The organism is Brevibacillus panacihumi W25 (assembly GCF_000503775.1).
In the GTDB taxonomy this organism is placed as follows: Bacteria; Bacillota; Bacilli; order Brevibacillales; family Brevibacillaceae; genus Brevibacillus; species Brevibacillus panacihumi_A.
On the sequence record NZ_KI629786.1, the window covers coordinates 750,889 to 774,403 of the forward strand.

Annotated in this window: 24 protein-coding genes and 1 riboswitch; of the genes, 16 read left to right on the forward strand and 8 right to left on the reverse strand. The window is 52.2% G+C overall.

Features of this window, described 5'->3' with window-relative positions:
• The first annotated feature begins 46 nt into the window (after positions 1-46).
• Positions 47-161: riboswitch (SAM riboswitch) on the forward strand.
• Between the two features lie 201 nt (positions 162-362).
• From T458_RS53180 to T458_RS53205, 6 genes are all read left to right on the forward strand, one after another.
• Positions 363-1,406, forward strand: a complete 1,044-nt coding sequence (locus tag T458_RS53180) for a BMP family lipoprotein (RefSeq protein WP_023559283.1) — start codon at positions 363-365, stop codon at positions 1,404-1,406.
• A gap of 92 nt (positions 1,407-1,498) precedes the next feature.
• Entirely contained in the window at positions 1,499-3,028 is a 1,530-nt protein-coding gene (locus T458_RS53185) for an ABC transporter ATP-binding protein (protein WP_023559284.1), read from the forward strand.
• Positions 3,003-4,073 (forward strand): ABC transporter permease, encoded by a 1,071-nt coding sequence (locus tag T458_RS53190; protein WP_023559285.1) that lies wholly within the window; start codon positions 3,003-3,005, stop codon positions 4,071-4,073. The genes T458_RS53185 and T458_RS53190 overlap by 26 nt, the downstream gene beginning before the upstream one ends.
• Positions 4,060-4,962, forward strand: coding sequence for an ABC transporter permease (locus T458_RS53195; protein WP_023559286.1), 903 nt, complete (start codon positions 4,060-4,062; stop codon positions 4,960-4,962). The genes T458_RS53190 and T458_RS53195 overlap by 14 nt, the downstream gene beginning before the upstream one ends.
• A 39-nt stretch (positions 4,963-5,001) precedes the next feature.
• Positions 5,002-5,664, forward strand: coding sequence for a sulfite oxidase-like oxidoreductase (locus tag T458_RS53200; RefSeq protein ID WP_023559287.1), 663 nt, complete (start codon positions 5,002-5,004; stop codon positions 5,662-5,664).
• A 1-nt stretch (position 5,665) separates the two neighbouring features.
• Positions 5,666-6,391, forward strand: coding sequence for a nucleoside phosphorylase (locus tag T458_RS53205; protein WP_031306249.1), 726 nt, complete (start codon positions 5,666-5,668; stop codon positions 6,389-6,391).
• Here T458_RS53205 and T458_RS53210 read toward each other — a convergent pair.
• From T458_RS53210 to T458_RS53225, 4 genes are all read right to left on the reverse strand, one after another.
• Positions 6,376-6,927, reverse strand: a complete 552-nt coding sequence (locus tag T458_RS53210) for a DinB family protein (protein ID WP_023559289.1) — start codon at positions 6,925-6,927, stop codon at positions 6,376-6,378. The two genes, T458_RS53205 and T458_RS53210, sit on opposite strands and share 16 nt — an antisense overlap.
• A 62-nt stretch (positions 6,928-6,989) precedes the next feature.
• Entirely contained in the window at positions 6,990-7,937 is a 948-nt protein-coding gene (locus T458_RS53215) for a helix-turn-helix transcriptional regulator (RefSeq protein WP_023559290.1), read from the reverse strand.
• Positions 7,930-8,595, reverse strand: a complete 666-nt coding sequence (gene bshB2, locus T458_RS53220) for a bacillithiol biosynthesis deacetylase BshB2 (RefSeq protein ID WP_023559291.1) — start codon at positions 8,593-8,595, stop codon at positions 7,930-7,932. Before bshB2 ends, T458_RS53215 begins: the two co-directional genes overlap by 8 nt.
• Positions 8,592-8,963: a YojF family protein gene (locus T458_RS53225; protein WP_023559292.1), complete on the reverse strand. Its 372-nt coding sequence runs from the start codon at positions 8,961-8,963 to the stop codon at positions 8,592-8,594. Before T458_RS53225 ends, bshB2 begins: the two co-directional genes overlap by 4 nt.
• Positions 8,964-9,352: 389 nt before the next feature.
• Here T458_RS53225 and T458_RS53230 point away from each other — a divergent pair, with 389 nt between their 5' ends.
• The 5 genes from T458_RS53230 to T458_RS53250 all read left to right on the forward strand — a co-directional run bounded on the left by T458_RS53230 (position 9,353) and on the right by T458_RS53250 (position 14,359).
• Entirely contained in the window at positions 9,353-10,417 is a 1,065-nt protein-coding gene (locus T458_RS53230; protein WP_023559293.1) for an ABC transporter ATP-binding protein, read from the forward strand.
• A complete protein-coding gene (locus T458_RS53235) occupies positions 10,417-11,358 on the forward strand; it encodes a carbohydrate ABC transporter permease (protein WP_023559294.1) in 942 nt (313 codons plus the stop codon). The genes T458_RS53230 and T458_RS53235 overlap by 1 nt, the downstream gene beginning before the upstream one ends.
• A gap of 24 nt (positions 11,359-11,382) precedes the next feature.
• Positions 11,383-12,210 (forward strand): carbohydrate ABC transporter permease, encoded by an 828-nt coding sequence (locus tag T458_RS53240; protein ID WP_023559295.1) that lies wholly within the window; start codon positions 11,383-11,385, stop codon positions 12,208-12,210.
• A 64-nt stretch (positions 12,211-12,274) separates the two neighbouring features.
• Positions 12,275-13,615 (forward strand): ABC transporter substrate-binding protein, encoded by a 1,341-nt coding sequence (locus tag T458_RS53245; RefSeq protein WP_023559296.1) that lies wholly within the window; start codon positions 12,275-12,277, stop codon positions 13,613-13,615.
• 24 nt (positions 13,616-13,639) lie between these two features.
• Entirely contained in the window at positions 13,640-14,359 is a 720-nt protein-coding gene (locus tag T458_RS53250) for a glycerophosphodiester phosphodiesterase (protein WP_023559297.1), read from the forward strand.
• Between the two features lie 62 nt (positions 14,360-14,421).
• Here T458_RS53250 and T458_RS53255 read toward each other — a convergent pair whose 3' ends face one another.
• Complete coding sequence (locus tag T458_RS53255) at positions 14,422-15,306, reverse strand: MBL fold metallo-hydrolase (RefSeq protein WP_144083908.1); 885 nt, start codon at positions 15,304-15,306, stop codon at positions 14,422-14,424.
• 163 nt (positions 15,307-15,469) lie between these two features.
• Between T458_RS53255 and T458_RS53260 the strand changes: the two genes are divergently transcribed.
• Entirely contained in the window at positions 15,470-16,069 is a 600-nt protein-coding gene (locus tag T458_RS53260) for an SET domain-containing protein (RefSeq protein WP_023559299.1), read from the forward strand.
• 105 nt (positions 16,070-16,174) lie between these two features.
• Positions 16,175-17,836, forward strand: a complete 1,662-nt coding sequence (locus T458_RS53265; protein ID WP_023559300.1) for a glutamine--tRNA ligase/YqeY domain fusion protein — start codon at positions 16,175-16,177, stop codon at positions 17,834-17,836.
• Between the two features lie 153 nt (positions 17,837-17,989).
• Here T458_RS53265 and T458_RS53270 read toward each other — a convergent pair whose 3' ends face one another.
• A complete protein-coding gene (locus tag T458_RS53270; protein ID WP_171819424.1) occupies positions 17,990-18,367 on the reverse strand; it encodes a nuclear transport factor 2 family protein in 378 nt (125 codons plus the stop codon).
• Positions 18,368-18,431: 64 nt separating this feature from the next.
• A complete protein-coding gene (locus T458_RS53275; protein WP_023559302.1) occupies positions 18,432-18,896 on the reverse strand; it encodes a DinB family protein in 465 nt (154 codons plus the stop codon).
• A 191-nt stretch (positions 18,897-19,087) separates the two neighbouring features.
• On the opposite strand from T458_RS53275, the gene T458_RS53280 reads away from it, so the two are divergent.
• Positions 19,088-20,020, forward strand: a complete 933-nt coding sequence (locus tag T458_RS53280; RefSeq protein WP_023559303.1) for a LysR family transcriptional regulator — start codon at positions 19,088-19,090, stop codon at positions 20,018-20,020.
• Positions 20,021-20,094: 74 nt separating this feature from the next.
• On the opposite strand, the gene T458_RS53285 is transcribed toward T458_RS53280, so the two are convergent.
• Positions 20,095-20,799: a hypothetical protein gene (locus T458_RS53285; RefSeq protein ID WP_023559304.1), complete on the reverse strand. Its 705-nt coding sequence runs from the start codon at positions 20,797-20,799 to the stop codon at positions 20,095-20,097.
• Positions 20,800-20,950: 151 nt separating this feature from the next.
• On the opposite strand from T458_RS53285, the gene T458_RS53290 reads away from it, so the two are divergent.
• Both T458_RS53290 and T458_RS53295 read left to right on the forward strand, forming a co-directional pair.
• On the forward strand, positions 20,951-21,697 hold the full coding sequence (locus tag T458_RS53290; RefSeq protein WP_023559305.1) for a gluconate 2-dehydrogenase subunit 3 family protein: 747 nt from the start codon (positions 20,951-20,953) through the stop codon (positions 21,695-21,697).
• Between the two features lie 12 nt (positions 21,698-21,709).
• Positions 21,710-23,431, forward strand: a complete 1,722-nt coding sequence (locus T458_RS53295; protein ID WP_023559306.1) for a GMC family oxidoreductase — start codon at positions 21,710-21,712, stop codon at positions 23,429-23,431.
• Positions 23,432-23,515 lie beyond the last annotated feature (84 nt).

The window sequence follows — 23,515 nt, forward strand, 5'->3', positions numbered from 1 at the left end:
AGAGTCTGTTAAACTAAATAATCATAAAAACTGAACAGATTCACCTACCTTATCAAGAGCGGCGGAGGGACTGGCCCGATGAAGCCCGGCAACCACTGTACCATGTACAGCAAGGTGCCAATTCCTACAAAATCCATGCAAAGGATTTTGGAAGATGAGGAAGAGGATAGCCGCAGACGCAAAACTCTTCCGATAAGGAAGAGTTTTTTTATGCATAAAAGAGAAAGGGGAAAATACACGAACATTATAAAATATTTGTAACAAAATGTACGTATATATAGTTGTATTTTTGCCTGAAAACACGTACATTAACTACTAGAGATCAAAAAAGCGAAAGAATTTATGTAGGAGAGGGAGACATCATGAAAAAGTTATGGTTGGCTTTAACCACATTCGCTGTTTTGGCGACAGGCTGCGGCAGCGCTGGAACTGCTCCGGCAGACAATGGTCAAGCGGCTGGACAAGCTCCGGCAGAACAAAAAGAAGAGACAGGGGCGAAAAAGCGCATCGCCTTGGTGCTGCCTGAGAAAATCGGGGTCAACCCGTTCTTCCAGCAAATGGATGAAGGCGCGAAAAAAGCGGCTGAAGAATTTGGTGTTGATTTGAAAACGATTGAATCGACTGACTACGGCGCTATCGAAGAAAATTTGCGTGTCGCGGTAGCGGAACAATATGATCTGATCATTACTTCGTCTTTTGAATCCGAGGATGCTTTGAAAAAGGTAGCCGGCGAAAATCCGGATCGCCAATTTGCCATTATCGATACGGTAATTGACCTCCCGAACGTGCGCAGCGTTACCTTCCGTGAACAGGAAGCGGCTTACCTGATGGGTGCCGCGGCTGGTCTGGCGACGAAAACAAACAAGGTCGGAATGGTCGTAGCGATGGACATTCCGCTGTTGAAAAAATGGACAGGCGGATTTTCGGAAGGGCTGAAAGCGACCAATCCGAACGCGGAGTTCCTCGTCAATTATGTAGGCAGCTTCAACGACCCGGCAAAAGCGAAGGAAATGGCATTGCTGCAGGCTTCCCAAGGAGCTGACTTCATCAATGGCGCTGCTGCTGTCGGGGATCTGGGTGTTTTTGAAGCAGCCAAGGAAAAGGGCTTCTATACAGCAGGACAAGACGTGGACCGTACGGTGATCGATCCTGAGCATATCGTACTCTCCCAGTTGAAAGGGACAGATGCGGCTGCCTATGAAACGGTAAAAGCATTCGTAGAAGGAACCTTCCAACCAGGCGTCATCACATACGGATTGAAGGAAAAAGGCGTTGGCGTAACCTATGTCACCCATGAGAGCGCGACACCGCTCAACGCGTTTATCGGACAAGAAGTGATCGACAAGGTAAAGGCAATCAGCGAAGAAATCGTGGCAGGTACGCGCAAAGTGCCTGAATCGTTCTAAACGAACAGTTGGGAATAGACGTGACCGGCTACGATGGTAGTCGGTCCGCTGTTTGTCTGGGGAGAGGAAACGGAAAAAAGGAGGGGATCGCGATGGTACACCGATTAGAAATGAGGGAAATGACCAAGAAGTACGGCGACTTTACCGCGAACGACAAGGTATCCATCACCCTGGGTGAAGGGGAAGTGCATGCCATCGTCGGGGAAAACGGAGCGGGAAAAACGACGCTGATGCGGATGCTGTACGGCATGGAGCAGCCGACGTCCGGGGAAATGGTGCTGCATGGAAAACCGGTTGTCTTTCGTGGTCCCGATGATGCGATCCGACACGGGATCGGGATGGTTCACCAGCACTTCATGCTGTTTGGAGAGTTTAGTGTTGCTGAAAATATTGTCATTGGCTACGAGCCCAGCAAGAGCGGCTTTTTCCAGCGAAAAGAGGCCGTAGCGAAGGTCAGGGAATTGAGCGAGCAGTACCGCATCCCCGTTGATCCGCTGGCACGAGTCGCCAGTTGCTCGATCGGAGAGCAGCAACGGGTGGAAATCCTCAAGGTTTTGTACCAGGGGGCAGACATTATCGTGCTGGATGAACCGACGGCTGTCTTGACGCCGCTTGAGGTAAAGGATTTGCTCAAAACGATCCGTCATCTGGCAGACAGTGGAAAGAGCGTCATCCTGATCACGCACAAGCTGCAGGAAGTGATGGAGGTAGCGGACCGGATCACGGTATTGCGCGGCGGAAAAGTCACCGGGAGTGTAGCGAAAGAGGAGACGGACGTCGACGATCTGGCCCGGCTGATGGTAGGCAGGGAGCTGCAGCAGCTAAGCGAAAGGCTTCCTTTGGACGGCAAACCTCTCTTGCAAGTCGAAAACCTGACAATCCGCGACAAACAATTGTTGCTCGATCGAGTCAGCTTTGCTGTCCATCACGGGGAGATCGTCGGAATCGCTGGCGTCTCGGGCAATGGTCAGTCGGAGCTGCTGCAAGCCATAAGCGGGCTACGGACGGTACAGGAAGGAACCGTTCGACTGGGCGGTGTCGATGTCACGAACCAGTCAGTCGCCAAGATCCGTGAGACGGGGCTTTCCCACATACCGGAGGATCGTTACCTGTGGGGAGCTGCGAAGACGGAGAGCGTGGAAGAAAATGCGCTCATGGGGTATCAGCGAAAAGCTGCCTACAATCGGCGCGGAGTGATTGCCCGGGATGCCTTCCGCCGTGTCGTGCAGGAGTGGGTCAAGCGTTTTGCGATCAAGACGGGTTCCCGGCAGCTCCAAGAGCAGGCAGGCAATCTGTCAGGCGGAAATTTGCAGAAGCTGATCGTTGCGCGTGAGCTGGGCCACCAAACGGCGTTTCTAATGGCGGCTGAACCGACGCGTGGCGTAGACATCGGTGCGATGGAATACATCCACCAGGCTTTGATCGAAAAGCGCAACAGCGGAGACGGCATTTTGCTCGTCTCCTCAGAGTTATCCGAAATCTTGGCATTATCGGACAGAATCCTGGTTATGTACAAGGGGAAAATCGCAGGGGAATTATCCCGTGCGGAGGCTTCGGAAGAAAAAATCAGCGTGCTGATGGCAGGAGGAAGCATTCATGGTAGCAGTCAAAGAGCTATGTAAGTCACTGGTTCAGCCGCTGTTGGCTGTCTTCATCGGCTTGTTGACTGGTGCGGTGGTGATCGCTGCCGTCGGAGAGTCGATTATCGGCACGTATCAAGAGTTGTGGAAGGGAGCATTCGGCAGCTTTTATTTTTTCTCTTCTACCCTGGCGCGCGCCACGCCGATCATGCTGATTGCCCTGGGGCTCGCATTGGCCTTTCGCGCAGGCGTCTTTAACCTGGGGGCAGAAGGACAAATGGTGCTCGGGGCGATCAGCGCGACGCTGGTAGCCATCTATCTGCCGGCACCGGGAATCGTGAAAATGCTCGCTGCTCTCGTGACGGGAATTGCCATGGGTGGTCTGTGGTCCTTGATGGCCGGGTATATGGAGGCGAAATTCCGCATCCCTCTATTGATCTCCACGCTGCTGCTCAACTATATCGCGGTGCTGTTCGCCAGCTATCTGGTAACGGAACCCTTCCAGGACAAAGGCGGTTCAGCCGCGTTGGCGCAGACGGTCATGCTGGATAAAAGCATATGGCTTCCGAAGCTGTTCGCGGGAATGAGCGTGCATGCCGGCTTTCTCATCGCCTTGGCAGCGGCTCTCCTGCTGTTCTGGGTGCTGCGCTTCACGCCGTTTGGCTATGAAGTAAAGATGCTGGGGCAAAATCCGTTTTTTGCGCAGTACGGGGGGATACAGCGGATTAAAGTGATGCTGACAGGGATGTTCGCCAGCGGCGCTTTTGCCGGGTTGGCCGGGACAGTAGAGGTGCTGGGTTCCCATTACCGTTTTGTCGACGGCGCCCTGACCGTTCCCAATTTCGCCTGGACAGGCCTGATGGCAACTCTCTTGGCCAACTCCAACCCGATTGGGGTCATCTTCACTTCCATTCTGCTGGCAGCTTTTCAGACCGGAGCCATGGGCGTGGAACGGAATACCGAAGTCCCTCTGGAACTGGCAAGCGTGATTCAGGCAGTACTCATCCTGTTTATCTCCGCCAAATTCAGTTACACCTGGTGGAAACAGCGGAAGAAGAAAGGGGGAAATACGCATGGAGTGGCTTGATTGGTCTCTCATCAGCTCGACGATTCGCATGGTAACCCCGATTCTTTTGGCTGCATTGGGTGGAGCGCTTTGTTCGCGCGTTGGCATTTTTAATGTAGGGCTTGAAGGGCTGATTCTGGTCGGCGCCTTTTCTGCAATCGTCGGGAACCATTTTACCGGCAGCCTGATCCTCGCCGTATTGATTGCTGCGGCAGCCAGTGTGTTGTTCTCCTTGCTGTTTTCTTACATGACGATCGGATTGAAGGCCAATGAAATTGTCGTCGGGGTGGCGATCAACTTTTTGGCCTTGGGGATTACGACGTTTGCTTTGCGCGCTATCTTTGATGTGAAGGGCGCCTTTTACGACAAAGACATGGCGGGCTTGCCCCGTCTGGAGATTCCACTCATCCACGATATTCCTGTGGTATGCGAGATCATCTCCGGCCATTCTCCGTTGGTCTATCTGGCATTTCTGGCCGCTATTTTGCTCTACATTTTCCTGTATCGGACCGTGACGGGCTTTCGTGTCCTGGCAGTGGGGATGAATCCGGTAGCGGCACGCAGTCTGGGGCTGAAGGCGACGCGCCTGCAGGTCATGGCGATTCTTTTGTGTGGTGTGCTGTGCGGTGTGGCGGGAGCTCAGCTTTCCCTGGGGCAGGTCACTATGTTTACTGAAGGCATGACGGCTGGACGCGGCTTTATCGCGCTCGTGGCAATGATGATGGGGCAGTCCCATCCGCTCGGCATTTTGGCGTCGAGCCTGCTGTTCGGCTTTATGGATGCGCTGAGCATTCGGCTGCAGGGCTTTTCCATTCCTACGCAGTTTACATCCATGCTGCCGTACGTGCTGACGATCGCCGCGATGTTTTTCCTGAAGGAGAAGAACAGGGGAGTTGGCAGCAATCAATAGAAGTCGTCTGTAGGTGAGGGAAAAAGGAGGAAGAACAGCATGAACAAGGCTGATCGCATCAAACAAATGAAGGTGCCGGCGGTCGATCCAGCGTTGGCAAAACGGCTTCCGCCCGGACAGGTGCTGACGGAGCGCTTTCCGATCCTGCATGAAGGGGAAGTGCCGGAATACGACATGAAGACTTGGACGCTGCGGGTGTTCGGAGAGGTGGACCGGGAAGTAACTCTCAGCTACGAGGACATCCTGGCGATGCCGCAAAAGACCGTGACTCGGGACATTCATTGCGTGACACGCTGGTCGCGCTTCGACAACGCCTTTACCGGGGTGGGCTTTCGCGACTTCATGCAGGCCATCGGAGTGGAGCCGCGCGGTTCTTATGTGATGCTGCATGGCGATCATGATTATACGGCCAATCTGGCTCTGAGCGATCTGGACCGCGACGATGTGCTGCTCGCCCACTCCTTCGAGGGGGAGAGACTGACGAGCAAGCATGGCTGGCCATTGCGCATGGTCGTGCCGCATCTCTACTTTTGGAAAAGCGTGAAGTGGCTGCGCGGAATTGAATTCATCACGGAAAACAAACCGGGCTTTTGGGAGCAGAACGGATTTCATATCAATGGCGATCCCTTCCTGGAGGAGCGTTTCTCCGGGGAAGCCCTGCCGATCCCAGAAGACGAGTGGGAGAGAAAGGAGTTTGATTAAATTGTTGACCAATCTGAAAGTAGATCCAGCTCAACTGCCCAAGCGAATCATCGTGTGCGGCGATCCCAAGCGAGCAGCTTTGATCGCTTCCAAGCTGACCGATCATCGCAGCATCGGGGAAAACCGGGAATATCACAGCTACGCCGGAACCTGGAAGGGAGTCGAAGTCGCCGTCGTCAGCCATGGCGTCGGTTCGCCGGGAGCGGCTGTGTGCTTCGAGGAGTTGGCAAAAGGCGGCGCGCAAGTGATCATTCGCGTCGGGACTGCGGGCTCGTACCAGCAGCACATTACCCCGGGAAGTCTCGTGATCAGCTCATCCGTCGCGCGCCAGGACGGATTGACGAGCCAATTGGTTCCCGCTGGATTCCCGGCTGTCGCCGACCGCCACGTAGTAGATGCATTGGTGCAGGCGGCCAAAAACCATGACGCAGACCTGAACGTAGCGGAAGGCATCACGCTGACACTGGACGTCTTTTACAACGGCGTGTTGGAGTTCCCGCACAAGCTGTATCAAAAGGCGGGGGTACTCGCCGTAGAGATGGAAAATTCAGCTCTGTTCGTCATTGCAGCACTCAGAGGGGTAAAAGCAGGCTCCATATTGGCGATAGACGGCTATGCCGACGCCGATCTTCTAGAAAGCTACAATCCGCATACAGACGTGATGGCAAAGGCGATTGAGGCGGAAGCGCTGATTGCGCTCGATGCGGTGATTCAGGTAGTAGTGTAAAGGTCTGCTAACGCTTTTTTCAAGCGATCCTGCTGCTGGAAATGATGGCGATAGTGCATCTCGACCAGCGCAAACCACTCCCTGGCATTCAATGCGCCGAAACCGGGATGCTGCACGTGATGGCGGGACGTGCTGGCTTCCAGTCGCGGTGCCGTCTCCTTCAAGCGCTGCAGCACCGCTTGGAAGCCGCCGATGATTTGTTCCCTGCTCTCGGGCTGCGGGGGCGTATACTGCGGCGATGCAGGAACATGGATGCGAATCGGGGGAATCGAGCCTTGGGTGAAGACCTTTTCGCCCACCTCTGTTTTGCCATTTTGGACGGAAGCCGTCTCCTCGCTTGCCGTTAAGCATGCCTCTACATTGGCCAATTGCATGTAAAGCGCAGCATGGATCAGATGCAGGTACATTTGTCCAAGGGACCAGTCATCAATGCTTGCCTTCCACGTCAATTGGCGCATGTCCAGGGTGTCAAGTTCTGCAAGATAACGGTCCGTATGCTCCGTCACTTGCTTGATCATATCGTTTGGGTTCATCATCACTACCAGCTCCTTTTGTATGGTTAGCCCAAGTATAAAAAAACGCTACTGACACCTGTATGTCAGTAGCGTTTTCGCATTTTATGAATTTCCTCGCGTACGCGGATGCGCAAGGAGTCAGGCTCCAGGACGGTGACATCTGCGCCCCATCCCAACACCCATCGCAGCAATTCATCAGGGTGATTGACACGAAAGCGGAGGAGCAAACCTTCTGGATGCTCCTCGATTGCCTCCATGAAAAAGTTATTCGATTCCTCGATCTTGTCGCGAATGCTGGCATCAGCAAGAATTCGTACGACTGTATTTCGGTTGTCTGGCGGTCTGTAGCGTTGCAGCTGGAAATTGTCTGGGAGGGTATAGCTCTCCTCCAGCAGGGTGAGTCCCTTCATGCGCGACAAACGGAAATGGCGAATGTCATGTCGCAGATCACAGTATGCGACCAGTGCCCACGAACCGTGGACCAGAACCAGGCCATAAGGGGCCACCACACGAGTGCTCCTCCTGTTTCCATCTGCTTCCTGCATCTTTTTCTGATAGTGAAAACGAACCTTTTTTCTTTCCAGCAAAGCGCGACGCAAAGTTTCCAAAAAGGTGGCCTCTTCATTCGCCGTATCCCACCCGTTGGCCGCGATCAGTTTCATCGTGGAGCGGATGCGTGCCACATCTGCCCGGACATGCTGGGGCAGGATCGCTTCAATCTTTTTTTGCGCTGATTGTGCTTTGGCTCCATAGGCGGCATCGAATTTTTGCTCGATGAAATCCGCACCAATCAGCATCGCGACCGCTTCCTCTTCCGTGAAGTTGACGGGTGGCAAGAAATAACCGTCTACGAGCGAATAGCCGACACCAGGCGCTCCAATCACCGGCACGCCAGATTCGCTTAATGCCTGGATATCCCGGTAGATGGTGCGCACGCTCGTTTCGTAGATGGCCGCCAGATCCTCGGCGCGCATGAGCCCCTTGCGCTGCAATTCAAGGACGATCGCCAGCATCCGATCGGTTTTATTCATGCGTTGACCAATGATACGTGTAATACCGCTCTGCCTCCAAAAAGTGGCGCAGTTCCGCATGCTGCTGATCGTCCTCGTATCTCTCCAGCATTTTGGCTGATTGCGTGTAGTGGGCCTTGATCGCATTCATTTTCTTGTCTGCGACGCTGCTGATATCGACCACGACATCGGGCTGGCCCAGCACCTCCAGATGATTGCTGGAAAAGGCCACACAGTACAGCTCAGGACGTTGTTGGAGCGGGATGCGTTCGAGCGCTTCGATGGTCGCCTCCGCCATCGCTTCATGATCGGGGTGAACCGAGTGGCCCGGGTAATAGGTGTAGACGATGGTCGGCTGAATTTCCTGGACCACTTGATAGATCCGATCTACCATCGCTTGCCTGTCTTCAAATTCGACGGTTTTGTCATGATAGCCCATCAAGCGCAGGTCGCTGATGCCCAAATGCTTGCACGCCTCCTGCAGCTCCCGTTTGCGAATATGCGGCAGCGTTTCCCGGTTGGCCGTAATCGGGCTGCCCATCTGTCGTCCCATCTCTCCGAGAGTGCCGCACAGATACGTGATCGGTGTGCCGGCCTGGGCATGCAAAATGATGCTCCCGCCCAATCCAAAGGTCTCATCATCAGGGTGAGGGAATACTAATAAAACATGCGGTTTCATTCTTTTTCCCCGCTTTCTGTCCCGAATGGGGTGACACTTAGTTGAAAGGCAATCATCAGACGGCCTTCCTCGTCGTGGCCTGCCATGAGCAGAACGTTTTCCGTGCTGGCAGGATCCCAATCCGTCAAGCCCTCCGCATAGATCCAGCCATGCTCCATTTTCAGACCGACACGATAAGGCCCGTTGCCGGTAATCATTCCTCGCTCGAAGCGGACCACCACGTTGCGCACGAATGAACCGACCGAGATGGTTTTTTCTCCCCGCAGGACGGCGTAGGAGCCATTGGTTGTCTCCAGATGGAGATAGACGTCACGGTTGCAAAAATGCTCAAGCAGCGGTTGTATCTTTTCTGGTGAAATCGGCTGCATGGTTTTTCCTCCTCAGATGGATGGCTTCACTATCTTATTGTATCTTTTCACTCCGTAAAAAGAAGATGCTATCGCACTTTACAAAACCTACGAGATTTGTTAACAACGCCTTCACGTCCCCTTAACGTCAGCAAGCTACCATGGGAAATAACAAGTGAATGGTTCTAAAAGGGTAGAGACATGGAGAAACCCCTGACATCTTTTCCAAGCACTTCCTCCGGGAGGTTCTTTGGCAACGTCATGTCATGGGTTTTTGTGTTGCCGGCCAGTTCTGATGAGATCATGCTTGACCAATTGTCTGAATATAGTGGAGTAGACGAAAGCACGCTAGCGGCCTTGCTCGGTTTGACATTCTACTGGCTCGAGATACAAAAGGAGGGATTCATGAGATGGCGAGAGTGGTACTTCAACATATTACCAAAACATTCCAAAGTCAAACGGTGGTAAAAGGCATCGATCTGATCGTCCCCGACGGCTCCTTTACCGTCCTGGTAGGGCCGTCGGGTTGCGGGAAATCCACAACCTTGCGCATGATCGCGGGACTGGAAAGCGTGACCGACGGCCAAATCCAGATCGGCGACCAGATCGTCAACGATGTCCCGCCCGGAAAACGGGATGTGGCGATGGTGTTTCAAAACTATGCCCTCTACCCCACGATGAATGTCTATGACAATATCGCCTACGGATTGCGAAATAGAGGGGTATCCAAAAAAGAATGCAAAGTGCTGGTAGACGAGATTGCGGAAATCGTCGGTTTGACTCCGTACCTGACACGCAAGCCTGCACAGCTCTCCGGAGGCCAACGACAGCGGGTAGCATTGGCGCGGGCGATGGTCAAAAAGCCAAAAGTTTTTTTAATGGACGAACCTCTCTCCAATCTGGACGCGAAGCTGCGCAATCAGATGCGTGTGGAGCTGACCAGCCTGCATAAGCAGCTGGGGAGTACGTTTATCTACGTCACCCATGACCAGGTGGAAGCGATGACGATGGGCGATCAGATCGTCGTGATGAGCGAAGGGAACATCATGCAGGTCGCAGCGCCGATGGATTTGTACCAGGAGCCGGAAAATCTTTTCGTAGCTCAATTTATCGGCTCACCTGCCATGAATATCATCCCGGCGGAAAAAGATGTCCAGACCTTGTGGGGCTTCCGTCCGGAAAAAGCGTTTTTCCTGCCGGATTCAGGCTCAGACGCCTCATCAGAAAACAGGATTACCTTGCGTGGCAAGATCATCTCCCGGGAAATCCTCGGGGCGGACTCGCTTTTCTACGTAGATACCGAGAAAGGGCGGGTTGTGGTGAAGGTCGATACCGATCAAGCCGTCGACATTCCAACCGATTTGCGGGTCGGGGTACCGTTGGCACATCTTTATGCGTTTGACCGTGATACAGGGAAGCGTCTGCCGCGCAAGGAAGGACATGTTCTTTCATCCCCTGCGGGAGGGGTGGTTTGATGCGCAAAGCTGTGACTGCAGCGGACGGGACGGTGGTGCGGAAGCAAGCAGGACGCAGCCATCTCCAGGTTTGGCTCGAACGCATGCGACCCTATCTGTATATTGCGCCTGCCCTGACGTTTTTCTTTCTGTTTTTTCTCTTTCCGATCGGCTATGTCATCTATCTTTCCTTCTTTGATTGGAGCTTGTTGAACCTCGAGGAGATGGATTGGGTCGGGATCGAAAATTTTACAGAGTTGTTGGCGGAAGCTGATTTTCATCAGGTTTTGGGAAACTCCCTTCTCTATACAGTCTCTACTGTGTTCCTGGGCATTCTTCTCTCCTTTTTTCTGGCGCTTTGGCTCAATCGAAGCGCGAGGGTGTACGGCATCATCCAGGCGGCAGTCTTCAGCCCCCATATTATCTCCCTGGTGTCTATCGCGATGCTGTGGATGTGGCTGATGGACCCCCAGTACGGGCTGCTGAACGCTTTGCTGGAAATGGTAGGACTGCCGGGCTATACCTGGCTGGCCGACCCCAAAAGCTCCCTGATGTCTCTGGTTCTGGTCAGCATCTGGAAAAGCGTGGGCTACAACACCATCGTATTTATCGCCGGCTTGCAGAGCATTCCGCGAGACATCTACGAGGCGGCAGAGCTGGATCACTCTCCCTGGTGGCGGACCTTGACGAGACTGACGATCCCGATGCTTTCCCCGACGCTGTTTTTCCTGCTGGTGATCAACACGGTCTCTTCCTTCCAGGTTTTTGACACGATTTACGTAATGACGCAGGGGGGGCCGGTCAACAGTACCAATATGCTGGTCTTTTACATCTACGAGCAAGGAATGGATTTCTACAATGGCGGTGCGGCTTCCGCAGCTTCTGTCATCCTGCTGGTGCTGGTCGGAATCCTGACGCTTCTGCATTTCCGGGTCATGGGGAAGCGGGTTCACTATCAATAAAGGAAGGAAAGGAGAGAGAACTGGATGGGAAAAGTCGGAAAGCAGGCATGGAAAACAATCGAATGGCTCCTGTTGATTGGCGTAGGTCTGGTATTTGTCTTTCCATTCTTGTGGATGTTCATCACCGCATTTAAAACGATGCCGGAAGTCTATCAGTTTCCCCCAAGCTGGTGGCCGAACAGCTGGCAGTTTGAAAATTTCCGGATTGCCTGGAGCTCGGGTCCATTCCTTACTTATGTCTGGAACAGCCTGATCGTGGCCCTGGGCACACTCGTCCTGCAGTTTCTGATCGGTGTGCCGGCAGCCTACTCCTTTGCCCGCTATCGGTTTAAAGGAAGAAACATGCTGTTTGGCCTTAGTCTGATCGCCCTGATGATTCCCTCGCAAGTCATCTTTTTGCCAGTCTATGTGCAGATGAGTCACTGGGGTCTCGTCGATACGCTTTGGGCGCTGATACTTCCCTTTGGCGCCAGCGCGTTCGGAATCTTTTTGCTGCGGCAGGCGTTTATGCAGGTACCCGATGAGGTGATCGAAGCAGCTAGACTGGACAATGCCTCCGAGTGGAAGATCATGTGGACGATCATGGTGCCGCTTGCCAAGCCTGTGCTGGTCACGTTCGGCCTGTTCAGCTTCATCTATCACTGGAATGATTACTTCTGGCCCTTGATCATGACCAACAGCGACACTGTCCGTACACTCCCCATCGGGATCTCGATGCTGAAGGCGGCAGAGGGAGGCAAGCAGTGGAATGTGATCATGGCGGGCAACATGATCCTTGTCTTCCCGATCCTGATCGTATTCTTCTTCGCCCAACGGCATATTATCAACGCGTTTGTATACCAGTCCAAGTAAGGACGTGAGCCGTTCCTTGACTCACGATGACATAGAGATGGTGAATTGAAGGAGGAGATGGATTATGAAAAAGGTAAAGGCTTCCCTATTGGCATGTGTATTCGGTTTGACCGCAGTTCTGGCAGGTTGCAGCGGGGGGAATCAGCAGACAGGCGGAAATAATCAGAGTCCCGCAAATACACCGGCGCCAGCGCCGACTGAAGCGAGTGCCCCGGCAGGCAACAAGCCTGTCGAGATTGACTTCTGGTACGCGCTTGGCGGACGCAATGGCGAGATTATCCAGGAAATGACAAAAAAGTTCAACGAGTCACAAAAGGATATTGTGGTAAAGGCGTCTTATCAAGGCAGCTATTACGAGAACCACTCCAAAGTGCTGGCAGCGGTATCCGCAGGCAATCAACCTGACGTGACCATGGTAGAGGTAGCATCGATCGGTGCATTTGCTGACGCGAAGGTACTGGAGGACCTCGGTCCATACGCCAACGGAGCAGAGAAAAAGTATATTCCGGGATTGCTTGGCAACTCGTACTGGAAGGATAAATTGTACGCGATCCCGTTCAACCGCTCTACCCCGCTGCTTTACCTGAACCGGGATATGCTGAAGGCTGCCGGACTCGACCCGGAAGGCCCGAAAACCTGGGAGGAACTGCGTGAATTCTCCAAGGCTCTGACCAAAAAAGAAGGCGACAAAACAGCGACTTACGGCTTTTCGACCGCAATCGATATCTGGTTCTACGAGGCTCTGGTATTCCAAAGCGGCGGAAGCATTTTGACAGAGGACAACAAGGCTCTGGCGATCAACAGTGAAGCGGGCAAAGCCCCCATCGAATTCTGGACCAGCATGATGAAGGAAGGCATCATGAAGGCACCTCCTGGCGAAAAGTACAATGCATGGGACGTAGCCAAGCAGGATTTCCTGAACGGACAGGTAGGAATGATCTTTACTTCTACGGGTGACTTGCGCGGATTGAAGGAAAATGCGAAATTTGATGTTGGGGCTGCGTTCATGCCTGCAAACAAGAGCTATGGAGCGCCGACTGGCGGAGCCAACCTCGTCATTTTGGCGAAATCTTCGGATGAAGAAAAGAAAGCGGCGTGGGAGTTTGTCAACTGGATGACTGACACCGCCCAAACCGTTCCTTTCTCCCTGGAATCGGGCTACATGCCTGTGACGACGGAAGCTGTCGAGTCCGCCGAGATGAAAGCTGCGTATGAAAAAGAACCAAATTTCCAGGTAGCAGTCAAGCAATTGGAGTATGCTTCCCCGCGCCCAATGGTTCCTGGTTACAAGGAGCTGCAGGAAGTAATCATGACAGAAATTCAACGGGCCGTATTGGGTCAGGCCACGGTCGATGAAGCCCTGCAAAAAGCGGATGAAAAAGGACAAAAGCTGTTGAAAAAATAATCAGGTCACGAAGGAGCGATCCAGATGAATATTTGCATGGCACATCGAGGATGGTCAGGAAAAGCGCCAGAAAATACGATGACGGCGATTCGTCTCGCTTTGGCAGAACCCGCCATTCGCGGGATTGAAATCGACGTGCAGCTCTCGCGTGATGGCGTTCCCGTCTTGATCCACGATTTTACGCTGGAGCGGACGACGACAGGGCGAGGTCTCGTCATGGATCATACGCTGGAGGAATTGCGTGAGCTGGATGCAGGCAGTTGGTTCAATGAAAGGTTCGCTGGCGAGCGGATTCCGACGTTGGAGGAGGTCCTGCAAGCCGTCAAGGGACGCTGCACACTGAATATCGAGCTGAAGGCGACCAGTGACATGTACCCGGGCATTGCCGAGAAAGTATTGGAGCTTTTGGAGCGGCATGAAATGAAGCAAGAGGTGTGCATCACGTCGTTTGACCATGACTTGATTCGCCAGGTGCGTGAGCTGGATGCGACTGTGGAGACCGGATTGATCGTCATGGGACGTCCTGTGCTGATGCTGGAGCAGTTGGAAGCGGCGGGTGCCAATATTTTATCGATGGGTTATCCGTACCTGACGCGGGAGCTGGCTTGCGAAGCCTTGGAAAAAGGCTACAAGGTGATCGCCTGGACCCTTGACGAACCGAGCCATATTCGCACGGTCATGTCGTGGCATCCCGATGTGCAGATTTGTACGAACCATCCGGATCGCATGCTGGAGTTTGTGTAGGAAATACAGCGGAGAGCCGTCGAACCGAGTTTTGGTCCGGCGGCTCTTTTGTTTGGGTTCGATCAGGATAGTTGCTGCAGACGAACCAAATGCTGCAGATTGGCGGTGTACTGATCGGGCAGTGACCAGGTTTCAAACTGCTTCGGCATCGGAAGCGACTCCAGGCTGTCAGCTGCTTCCCTTTCCGTTGTTTCGGTTTGCTTTGCTGTATGTAAAAGATGAGTGAAGTAGTCGTGCAAATCTAGAATCGCCTGCTGATCTGAGACGGGACCATGACCGGGAATGATGACTTGTGCAGGGTAAGAATCCATTTTGCCCAGGATGCGGAGCCACTCCGGGACGTTCCCATCCTTGATGCTGGGGTGATTGTGGGCAAAAAGAAGGTCTGCTGCAAACAAAACCTGATCGTCGGGGAGATAGAGCACAGTATCGCATGCGCTATGGCCATTTCCCATCGGGATCAAAGCTGCTGTACGCTGGCTGCCATGGAAAGTAAACAGGCCGCCAAACGTCATGGAAGCAGGCACAGGCACCAATTCGGCAAGAGCAGCATCCATAGCGAGGATATCGCCCAATTGAAGGGTAAGCTCTTCTCGCTTGCTCTCATCGCTCTCCTCTTCGATGGCCTTTTGCAAAATGGCTGGATAGCCCGGATTTGCCTTGGCAAAGGAGAGGAACTGCTGGGTGCGCTCGAGCATCAGGTTGCGTGTCGTTACCGTAGAGAGGATGGGAAGATCGGCGAATACCTGATTTCCACCGACATGATCCAGATGGAAATGGGAATTGATGACCAGGGAGATCGGCCGGCCAAAAAGATGAAGCGCTGCATCCCGCAACGATCGAGCGGCTTGGGGGGGGTACATGGTGTCGAAGAGGAGGATTTGTTCGCCCAGATCAACGAGGCCTGCGTTGGCCATCGAGCCTGTGCCGCCCTTTGCGATCGCCAATTTTCAGCCAATCAATATCAGACCATGACAGCATTTTGACAATCATTCGATTTTAATTCGCAGTATTTACCTCGATATACTCAACTTTTACACACCACTTGATGGCATTCTGCTTATCATGATAAAAAGCACAGGGCAAAGTGCCAGGGAGTGACAAAAGATCATGATGCATCCCGATACAGAGCTGCGGTACATCAATGATGTGATCGGCTACGGTGTGTTTGCGACCAGGTTCATTCCCAAAGGAACCATTGTGTGGGCGCTTGATGATCTGGACCAGGTATTGGATCCTTCCTTCGTGGAAAGACTGGACCCATTGCGCAAGCAGGATGTTCTCAAGTACTCCTTCAAAAATCAGCATGGGCAATACATTCTCTGCTGGGACAAAGCCAGATATGTGAATCACAGTTTTCATGCAACCTGTGTGGGAACGATGTACGATCTGGAGCTGGCGGCACGTGACATCCATCCGGGCGAAGAATTGACTGATGATTATGGGACACTGAATCTGGATGAGCCGTTTGCGTGTATGCCGGAGGAGGGAACGACCCGGTCATGGGTCATGCCGGATGATTTGCTTCATTATCATCAGCAGTGGGACGACAGCGCGAAGGAGGCATTTCGGCACTTTGATCGAGTCGAGCAGCCGCTTAAGCATCTGATTCGTCCCGAGCATCGGGGAAAAATCCGGGCCATTGTCGAGCAGCGGGCAGAGTTGGACTCTATTCGCCATCTCTATTGCGAGAAAGAGTGGCAAAAGTAGGAAAATCATAAAGGAGTCGGGCCCGATCAGGGTCCGATTCTGTTGAACTTATGGGACAGAATCAGTATTATGGAGTGTAAAGGTGAAGGGAAAGGTTGAGTTCATTTGGAAAACAAGGCAGCAGCATCCTCTTTTATCCGAAATATTGTGATCGATGACCTGAAAAATGGGAAGGTCAAGGAAATTATTACCCGGTTCCCGCCAGAGCCGAATGGATACCTTCATATTGGGCATGCCAAAGCGATCTGTGTGAACTTTGAATTGGCGGACGAGTTCTCGGGGAAAACCAATCTGCGTTTTGACGATACCAATCCGGCGAAGGAAGATGTCGAATTCGTAGAGGCGATCAAAGAAGATGTGAAGTGGCTCGGCTTTGAATGGGACGGGCTGTTTTTTGCTTCCAACTACTTCGAGGAGATGTACAATCGAGCGGTTCTCCTGATCAAGAAAGGAAAAGCCTACGTAGATGATCTTTCCGCAGAAGAGATGCGCAAGCTGCGCGGCACGCCAATGGAGCCGGGCGTGGACAGCCCGTATCGCAACCGTTCTGTGGAAGAGAATCTGGATCTGTTCGAGCGGATGCGCAAAGGCGAGTTCAAGGACGGGGAAAAGGTGCTTCGCGCCAAGATCGACATGACTTCCCCCAACTTCAACATGCGCGATCCAGTTCTCTACCGGATTTCGCATACCCACCACCACAATACCGGTGACAAATGGTGCATCTATCCGATGTACGATTATGCCCACCCGCTGGAGGATGCGATCGAAGGCGTCACACACTCCCTCTGTTCTCTCGAATTCGAGGATCATCGTCCGCTCTATGACTGGGTCATCCGGGAATGCGAGATGGAGAGCCAGCCCAGACAGTATGAATTCGCCAGATTGAACCTGAACAACACCGTGATGAGCAAGCGGAAGCTGAAGCTTTTGGTAGAAGAAAAAGTGGTGGACGGCTGGGATGATCCGCGCATGCCTACCATCGCTGGACTGCGCAGACGCGGATATACGCCGGAAGCCATTCGCACATTTGCCCGCGAAGTCGGGGTAGCCCGCAGCAACAGTGTCGTGGATTCGAAAATGCTGGAGCACTTCATTCGCGAGGATCTCAAGCTGAAAGCTCCGCGAACCATGGCTGTCTTGAATCCGCTGAAAGTAGTCATCACCAACTATCCGGAAGGTCAAGTCGAAATGCTCGATGCCGAGATCAACCCGGAAAACGAAGAAATGGGCATGCGCCAAATTCCGTTTTCCCGCGAAATCTATATCGAACAGGACGACTTCATGGAAGATCCGCCGAAAAAATACTTCCGTCTCTTCCCGGGCAACGAGGTTCGTCTGAAGCATGCTTACTTTATTACCTGCCAGGAAGTAATCAAGGATGAAGCTGGCAACGTCGTGGAGATTCACTGCACCTATGACCCCGAGACCAAGAGCGGCAGCGGGTTTACTGGTCGCAAGGTAAAAGGGACCATCCACTGGGTAGAAGCCTCACAGGCTGTCCCGGCAGAATTCCGTCTGTACGAGCCGTTGATTCTGGATGAGGAAGAGGATCAAGAGGGGACATTCCTGGACAACATCAATCCGAATTCATTGGAAGTCCTGCATGGATTTGTCGAGCCCAACATGAAGGATGCGCAGCCGCAGGACAAGTTCCAGTTTTTCCGTCACGGATACTTCAACGTAGATCCGAAGCATACGACGAAGGAAAAATTGGTTTTCAACCGGATTGTATCGCTGAAAAGCTCTTTTGAACTTCCGAAGGCGTAATGGCCAAAAAATTGCGCTGCTGATGCAGGAACACTTCTGCACTGCGGCGCTTTTTTCATATCGATGAGCACCGTATCGTGGGGTGGCGCATCAGAAAAAAGCCGTTTCTCGAGAGCAGAGAAACAGGCTTTTTTTACTGTCGATGGAAGCTCTTTATGGGTTCTCGTAGTTTTTTAACGGCATTCCTACATATTCTCGGAAGGAGCGAATTCGATCCTTCTCGAACTCGAAGACGACTGTAAGCTCGTTGCGGAAAGGTTTGCCGTTCAACAATCCTTCGGCGCTGAATACTACCATCCCGTAGCTCTCATTCTCCAACTCGATCAGCGGAGTGAGGCGCATCTGAAAAACGGAACGCTCAAACCTGATTAATTCCTCGAACCGCTCTCTGCCTTGCTGCTTCTGATTCCACCCTTCCAGCGGGAGCGGAACGAAGAAGTGAAAATCATCCGTAACTTTATTAAGGAAATCGGCTGTATGCCCTGTTTCTAAAGCACGCTTAAAAGCATCAAACGCTTCATGGTTTGTGATCACAATAAGCCTCCTACTATCAATGTGTCATTCATCTCGCTGTATGCTCCTGAGTGCAGAGTCTTCATTTGATGAGCTTAAGCTGACTTGATATAACTCCAAGGTGAAGCGCTTCATGAATCAATGCAAAATTAAATAATTCGCCGGCTGTAGCAAATTGGAACGGACCCATTTCAAACGGTGCTTGCAGCCTCTGTTCGAGCATTTCGGGGGCCAGATCGGAAAGACTGGAAAGCTGATCACTTAACATCGCCAACAGTTCAGCCTTCGACGGAGGCGTTACCGTCCAATCCGAAGGTTTCGTTCCGGAATTGAACAACGTCTCGTATTGAGCCGGGATGGCAGATGGGGAGCCGAAGCTAAGCGAAGAGTATTTATCCAGCCAATACACCATATGACCGATGTTCCAACGAATCGTATTATGGAAGCCCTCCGGCTGGATGTCCATCTGTGACTCCGACACGTCCTGAAGTTGGCCGATCATGATCTGACGTAGCACTTTCCCTGTATGGATAATCGATTGTGACATTTTTGAATCCTCCTTCGAATTAGGTTGTTCTTTGTATACCGAAAGCTTACCTTTAAGCACCCCAACGCAACAATCACGAGATTCCGATACAATTGATCGGTTTAAGTAATGATTAAAATAGAAATTGTTGGAATCAGAGGCAGATGTCATAATGATTGAAGGAGATCGATAATCGAAAGGGGCATCGAGCGTTGGAACTTCGACAGCTTGAATACTTTACTGCAATTTGTAAGGAGATGCATTTCTCCAGGGCAGCCGAAAATCTCTGTACAACACAGTCGAATCTGAGTCAGCAGATCAAGTTTTTGGAGAACGAACTTGGGCTCCCTCTATTCGATCGTATCGGCAAGCGGATTATGTTGACAGAAGCAGGGAAAATCCTGCTCGAGCAAAGCCAAAGCATTTTTGAACACGTTGACTATGCAAAAAGGGCAATATCGGATCTAAAAAGGTTGGAAGGAGGTAAGCTGGATATCGGCATTTTGCCGGGAGACGGGGATTTGCTGTTTGACGCTTTACTTATCGATTTTCACAAGACCTATCCCAAGCTTTCGATAAGCGTTACGGAGACCATGGATGTCTACGAACAGGTCCTTAACGGCATGAGAGATCTCGGTGTTACTACGGTGCCTGTTAATCCTGATGACCGCATTTCGATTATTCCCTTGTTTCATGAGGAGTTTGCTTTGGCCATCCGACCGGATCACCCTCTTGCGAAGGCAAAGGCGGTTCCGTTCGATCAGCTTCAGCAGCTAAAGATGGTCATGTTCGGTTCTGGACATCAAATTACAAAGGTCATTGAAGCGTACTGTCATGAAAAAGGAATTGCACTTGATACTCCGATTGTAACTTCAACCTTATCAACGCTTCTGTCCTTGGTCGATCAAGGAATAGGAGCTTCTATTCTTCCTCGAATGCTGTTGGATTATATAAATCACGATAATATCGTTGCTGTAAAACTACTTAATCCCACACCTAGTCAAGACATCTGTATCATGTATCGTAGGGATAAATTTATGGGGCAGGCGGCGAAGTTATTTATTAAAGAACTGCAGTCTTTTCTTCAGAGCGTTATGAATCATTCCGGCCGCTCGTCTCGTGCAGATGGTGACGCATCCCTGTGAGAACGGCGGAGCAAATCGTGATCTTTATACAAAAATAACAGGGACAGGCGCTTATGGCCTATCCCTGTTTTTTATTAAGGCTGGCGATTTGCTTCTCGCAGAAGGTTGCTGATCTGACTGATGGTGTGGTCATCCCGCTTGTTTTCCCGCATTTGTTTTTTGACGTGTTCAAAGGCCTTGAGACCATTGCTGGAAGTAACCGTCATGACTTGTACGTCAGAGCCGTACATTCTTTCGATCTGTTTGCGGGCTTGCATCAGGTTATGATGCTCGTTGCTTGTCCCCATTGTGCCTGCTGTATTATTTTCATACTCGCCGTTGTAATCCCCGCCGCGTGAAGAACTTCCTGCGTAGCTAGAGAGAAGGTGGGACTGCGTGGCGTCCATGTGATTGACGGACGTCGTATTGGCCGTTGTAGGTGCGACAAGGATCACATCATTGACGATCAAGGTCTGCACGCCATGGATGCCTGCCGCGTTCAGCCGAGAGTCCAGATTGGTGGAAGGCCCCCCGCCATGCAGATTGGAGCTGCCGATATTGCTGTACACTGAAGTTCCCATACCGCTAAACGTAGTCCCGTGATTGTTGGTCGTCAGCTTTTTGTCGCGGTCCACGCTCGGAATCACGGTCTCCCCGTTTTGTCCCAGATGCCCGGGATGATTCATGGATTGCGTATGAGTCTGCTGTTGCGGTGTCGCCTGATTGTTGTTGTTGCACGCAGTCATCAGCAGAAGTAATCCGATACTGCCGACTGCCATGCTTTTGGACAAGTGCTTCATGATAATCCCTCCAGTGCTTTCACCTGATGTCGTCCCAAGGCCCAAGACAGGATCCAAGCTGTTTTTAAGGTCGTTGGAAATTTTTTCTCAGTATCTGTTTATCCTGAGGAAAATATGCACAGAAAGAAGATAGAGACAACTGGAGGTGGTAGTGTTGGAACAGCATGAAAAACAAGATCAGCCTGTATCACGCAGAAATTTCCTGAAGAACTCTGGATTGGTTCTGGGAGGTCTGGTGGTAGGGGGAGTAGCAGGTAGTCTGCTGCGAACCCAGCAGGGACCACAACAGCCCGGTGCAGCTACTGCTCCGGCTGCCGATTTCAACCAGGCACTCATGTACTTCACTGGTGAGCAATTCAGGGTCATCGAGGCTGCTTGCGAACGCATCTTTCCAGAGGATGAGCTTGGACCTGGTGCCAAGGCTTTAGGTGCCGCTTATTTCATCGATCACCAATTGGCAGGCGAGTGGGGCTTCAATGCCCGCGATTACATGCAGGGCCCATTCTATCCAGGGGAAGCCACTCAGGGATATCAGGGGCGATTGAAGCGGCGGGAGATTTTCGATATTGGCATTCAAGAAATGAATAACTACAGCAACAGCTTGGAAGGCAAGAAGTTCTACGAGCTTACGCCGGAGCAGCAGGATACGGTGCTCAAGGCTTTTGAAACGGACGAGGTAAAGCTCACCACGATCTCGGCCAGTGCATTTTTTGCGATGTTGCGCGCGACTACGCTGGAAGGCGTATATTCAGATCCGCTCTACGGAGGCAACAAGAATATGGATGGCTGGAGAATGAAGAGTTTTCCGGGTAACCAGATGGCGTATACCCAAATCATTGAGCAGGAGGGTCTGGCCAAAATGGAACCCTTAAGCCTGCGAGATCATCAACATGGATAAGGGGGAGCATGTATGGCAAAAAAATTGCCCAAGGTAGACGTGGTGGTCGTAGGAGTAGGCTGGGGCGGAGGGATCATCGCCTCGGAGTTGACCAAGCAAGGATTGACAGTCGTAGGGCTGGAGCGCGGCAAAGAGCGGAAAACCGAAGATTACTTCATGGTCCACGATGAGCTGCGCTACGCTTTGCGTTATGAATTGATGCAGGATTTATCCAAGGAAACCATTACGTTCCGCAGCAAGCCTAGTGTCCGTGCCCTGCCGATGCGTTCGTACGGGTCTTTTTTGCTGGGTACAGGTCTGGGAGGCTCGGGAGTACACTGGAACGGTCAGACGTTTCGCTTCCTGCCGTATGATTTCGAGATTCGCAGCAAAACGATTGAGAGGTACGGCGAGAAAAAGTTCCCGGATGGCATGACGATTCAGGATTGGGGCATTACCTACGATGAGCTGGAGCCGTATTTTGACAGGTTTGAGCAGATGGCCGGGATATCCGGGGAGGAGAATCCCCTGGGCGGCAAGCGGTCGAAGCCGTATCCCACTCCGCCGATGAAGATGCCGCCAGCGCTGAAAATGTTTGCTGAAGCGACGAAAAAAATGAATCTGCATCCGTACATGATGCCATCCGCCAATCTATCCGAGGCGTATACCAACCCGGATGGCGTTTCGCGAGCTGCTTGTCAGTACTGCGGCTTTTGCGAGCGTTTTGGATGCGAGTACGGAGCCAAGGCTGATCCCGTCGTAACGGTCATTCCCGTCGCGAAAAAGACAGGCAAGTTCGAGATCCGCACCCATTCGCATGTGCGCCGCATTTTGCATGATGGGAAGAAGGCGACAGGAGTCATGTACACCGATGTGACCACCGGCGAGGATATTGAGCAGCCTGCCGATATCGTTGTGCTGACCAGCTATGTGTTTAATAATACCCGGCTTTTGCTGATGTCCAATTTGGGGCGTCCTTACGACCCGAATACCGGTAAAGGGGTCATCGGGAAAAATTACGCCTATCAGGTCATCCGGGGCGGAGCTATCGGCTTTTATGAAGACAGGGAGTTCAATGTGTTTGCCGGAGCAGGGGCGTTGGGGATGACGATCGACGACTACAACGGCGACAATTTTGACCACTCCGATTTGAACTTTATTCACGGTGCCAATATCTCCATCTCGCAGACCGGTCAGCGGCCTATCGGCAACAACAAGGTTCCTGCCGGGGTGCCAGGTTGGGGGAAAGAATTCAAGGCGGCGTCGATCAAGTACTACACCCGCACGTTGTCCGTAGGGGCTCAAGGGGCCTGCATGCCGTTTCGACATCATTTCCTCGATCTCGATCCTACATACAAGGACGTGTTCGGGGACCCGCTGATGCGGATTACCTTCGATTTCGAGGAACAGGACAGGCAGTTGGCAGCTTATTGTGCAGATCGCTGTGGAGAGATCATCAAGGAGATGGGTGCGGCGGACAAGATCGAGGTGAACAGGAAGCTCGGACCTTACGATATCACGCCGTACCAGTCTACGCACAACACCGGAGGCGTCATTATGGGCTCCTCGCCTGATACGTCGGCGGTCAATAATTATCTGCAAATGTGGGATGCCGAGAATGTCTTCGTGGTAGGAGCATCTGCTTTTCCACATAATAGCGGCTACAACCCTACCGGAACGATGGGAGCGCTGTCGTACCGGGCTGCGGAAGGCATTTTGAAGTACAGCAAGAGCGGCGGAGGTTTGTTGGTGTAGAAAAGAAAAGCCCCTTTCGAGAGAGCCCTGCAAAATCCCCTTGTTGGAGCTTGCAACTCGAGTAACCCCATTGAATTGTGTAAA

What these genes read in the sequence shown, in the direction of transcription:
- T458_RS53200 (WP_023559287.1), top strand. Translation starts at nt 5,002, where the DNA reads ATGAACAAGGCTGATCGCATCAAACAAATGAAGGTGCCGGCGGTCGAT.
- T458_RS53275 (WP_023559302.1), bottom strand. Translation starts at nt 18,896, where the DNA reads ATGTCACAATCGATTATCCATACAGGGAAAGTGCTACGTCAGATCATG.
- T458_RS53260 (WP_023559299.1), top strand. Translation starts at nt 15,470, where the DNA reads ATGATGCATCCCGATACAGAGCTGCGGTACATCAATGATGTGATCGGC.
- T458_RS53215 (WP_023559290.1), bottom strand. Translation starts at nt 7,937, where the DNA reads ATGAATAAAACCGATCGGATGCTGGCGATCGTCCTTGAATTGCAGCGC.
- T458_RS53295 (WP_023559306.1), top strand. Translation starts at nt 21,710, where the DNA reads ATGGCAAAAAAATTGCCCAAGGTAGACGTGGTGGTCGTAGGAGTAGGC.
- T458_RS53250 (WP_023559297.1), top strand. Translation starts at nt 13,640, where the DNA reads ATGAATATTTGCATGGCACATCGAGGATGGTCAGGAAAAGCGCCAGAA.
- T458_RS53210 (WP_023559289.1), bottom strand. Translation starts at nt 6,927, where the DNA reads ATGATGAACCCAAACGATATGATCAAGCAAGTGACGGAGCATACGGAC.
- T458_RS53285 (WP_023559304.1), bottom strand. Translation starts at nt 20,799, where the DNA reads ATGAAGCACTTGTCCAAAAGCATGGCAGTCGGCAGTATCGGATTACTT.
- T458_RS53195 (WP_023559286.1), top strand. Translation starts at nt 4,060, where the DNA reads ATGGAGTGGCTTGATTGGTCTCTCATCAGCTCGACGATTCGCATGGTA.
- T458_RS53245 (WP_023559296.1), top strand. Translation starts at nt 12,275, where the DNA reads ATGAAAAAGGTAAAGGCTTCCCTATTGGCATGTGTATTCGGTTTGACC.
- T458_RS53235 (WP_023559294.1), top strand. Translation starts at nt 10,417, where the DNA reads ATGCGCAAAGCTGTGACTGCAGCGGACGGGACGGTGGTGCGGAAGCAA.
- T458_RS53185 (WP_023559284.1), top strand. Translation starts at nt 1,499, where the DNA reads ATGGTACACCGATTAGAAATGAGGGAAATGACCAAGAAGTACGGCGAC.
- T458_RS53180 (WP_023559283.1), top strand. Translation starts at nt 363, where the DNA reads ATGAAAAAGTTATGGTTGGCTTTAACCACATTCGCTGTTTTGGCGACA.
- T458_RS53225 (WP_023559292.1), bottom strand. Translation starts at nt 8,963, where the DNA reads ATGCAGCCGATTTCACCAGAAAAGATACAACCGCTGCTTGAGCATTTT.
- T458_RS53240 (WP_023559295.1), top strand. Translation starts at nt 11,383, where the DNA reads ATGGGAAAAGTCGGAAAGCAGGCATGGAAAACAATCGAATGGCTCCTG.
- bshB2 (WP_023559291.1), bottom strand. Translation starts at nt 8,595, where the DNA reads ATGAAACCGCATGTTTTATTAGTATTCCCTCACCCTGATGATGAGACC.
- T458_RS53230 (WP_023559293.1), top strand. Translation starts at nt 9,353, where the DNA reads ATGGCGAGAGTGGTACTTCAACATATTACCAAAACATTCCAAAGTCAA.
- T458_RS53190 (WP_023559285.1), top strand. Translation starts at nt 3,003, where the DNA reads ATGGTAGCAGTCAAAGAGCTATGTAAGTCACTGGTTCAGCCGCTGTTG.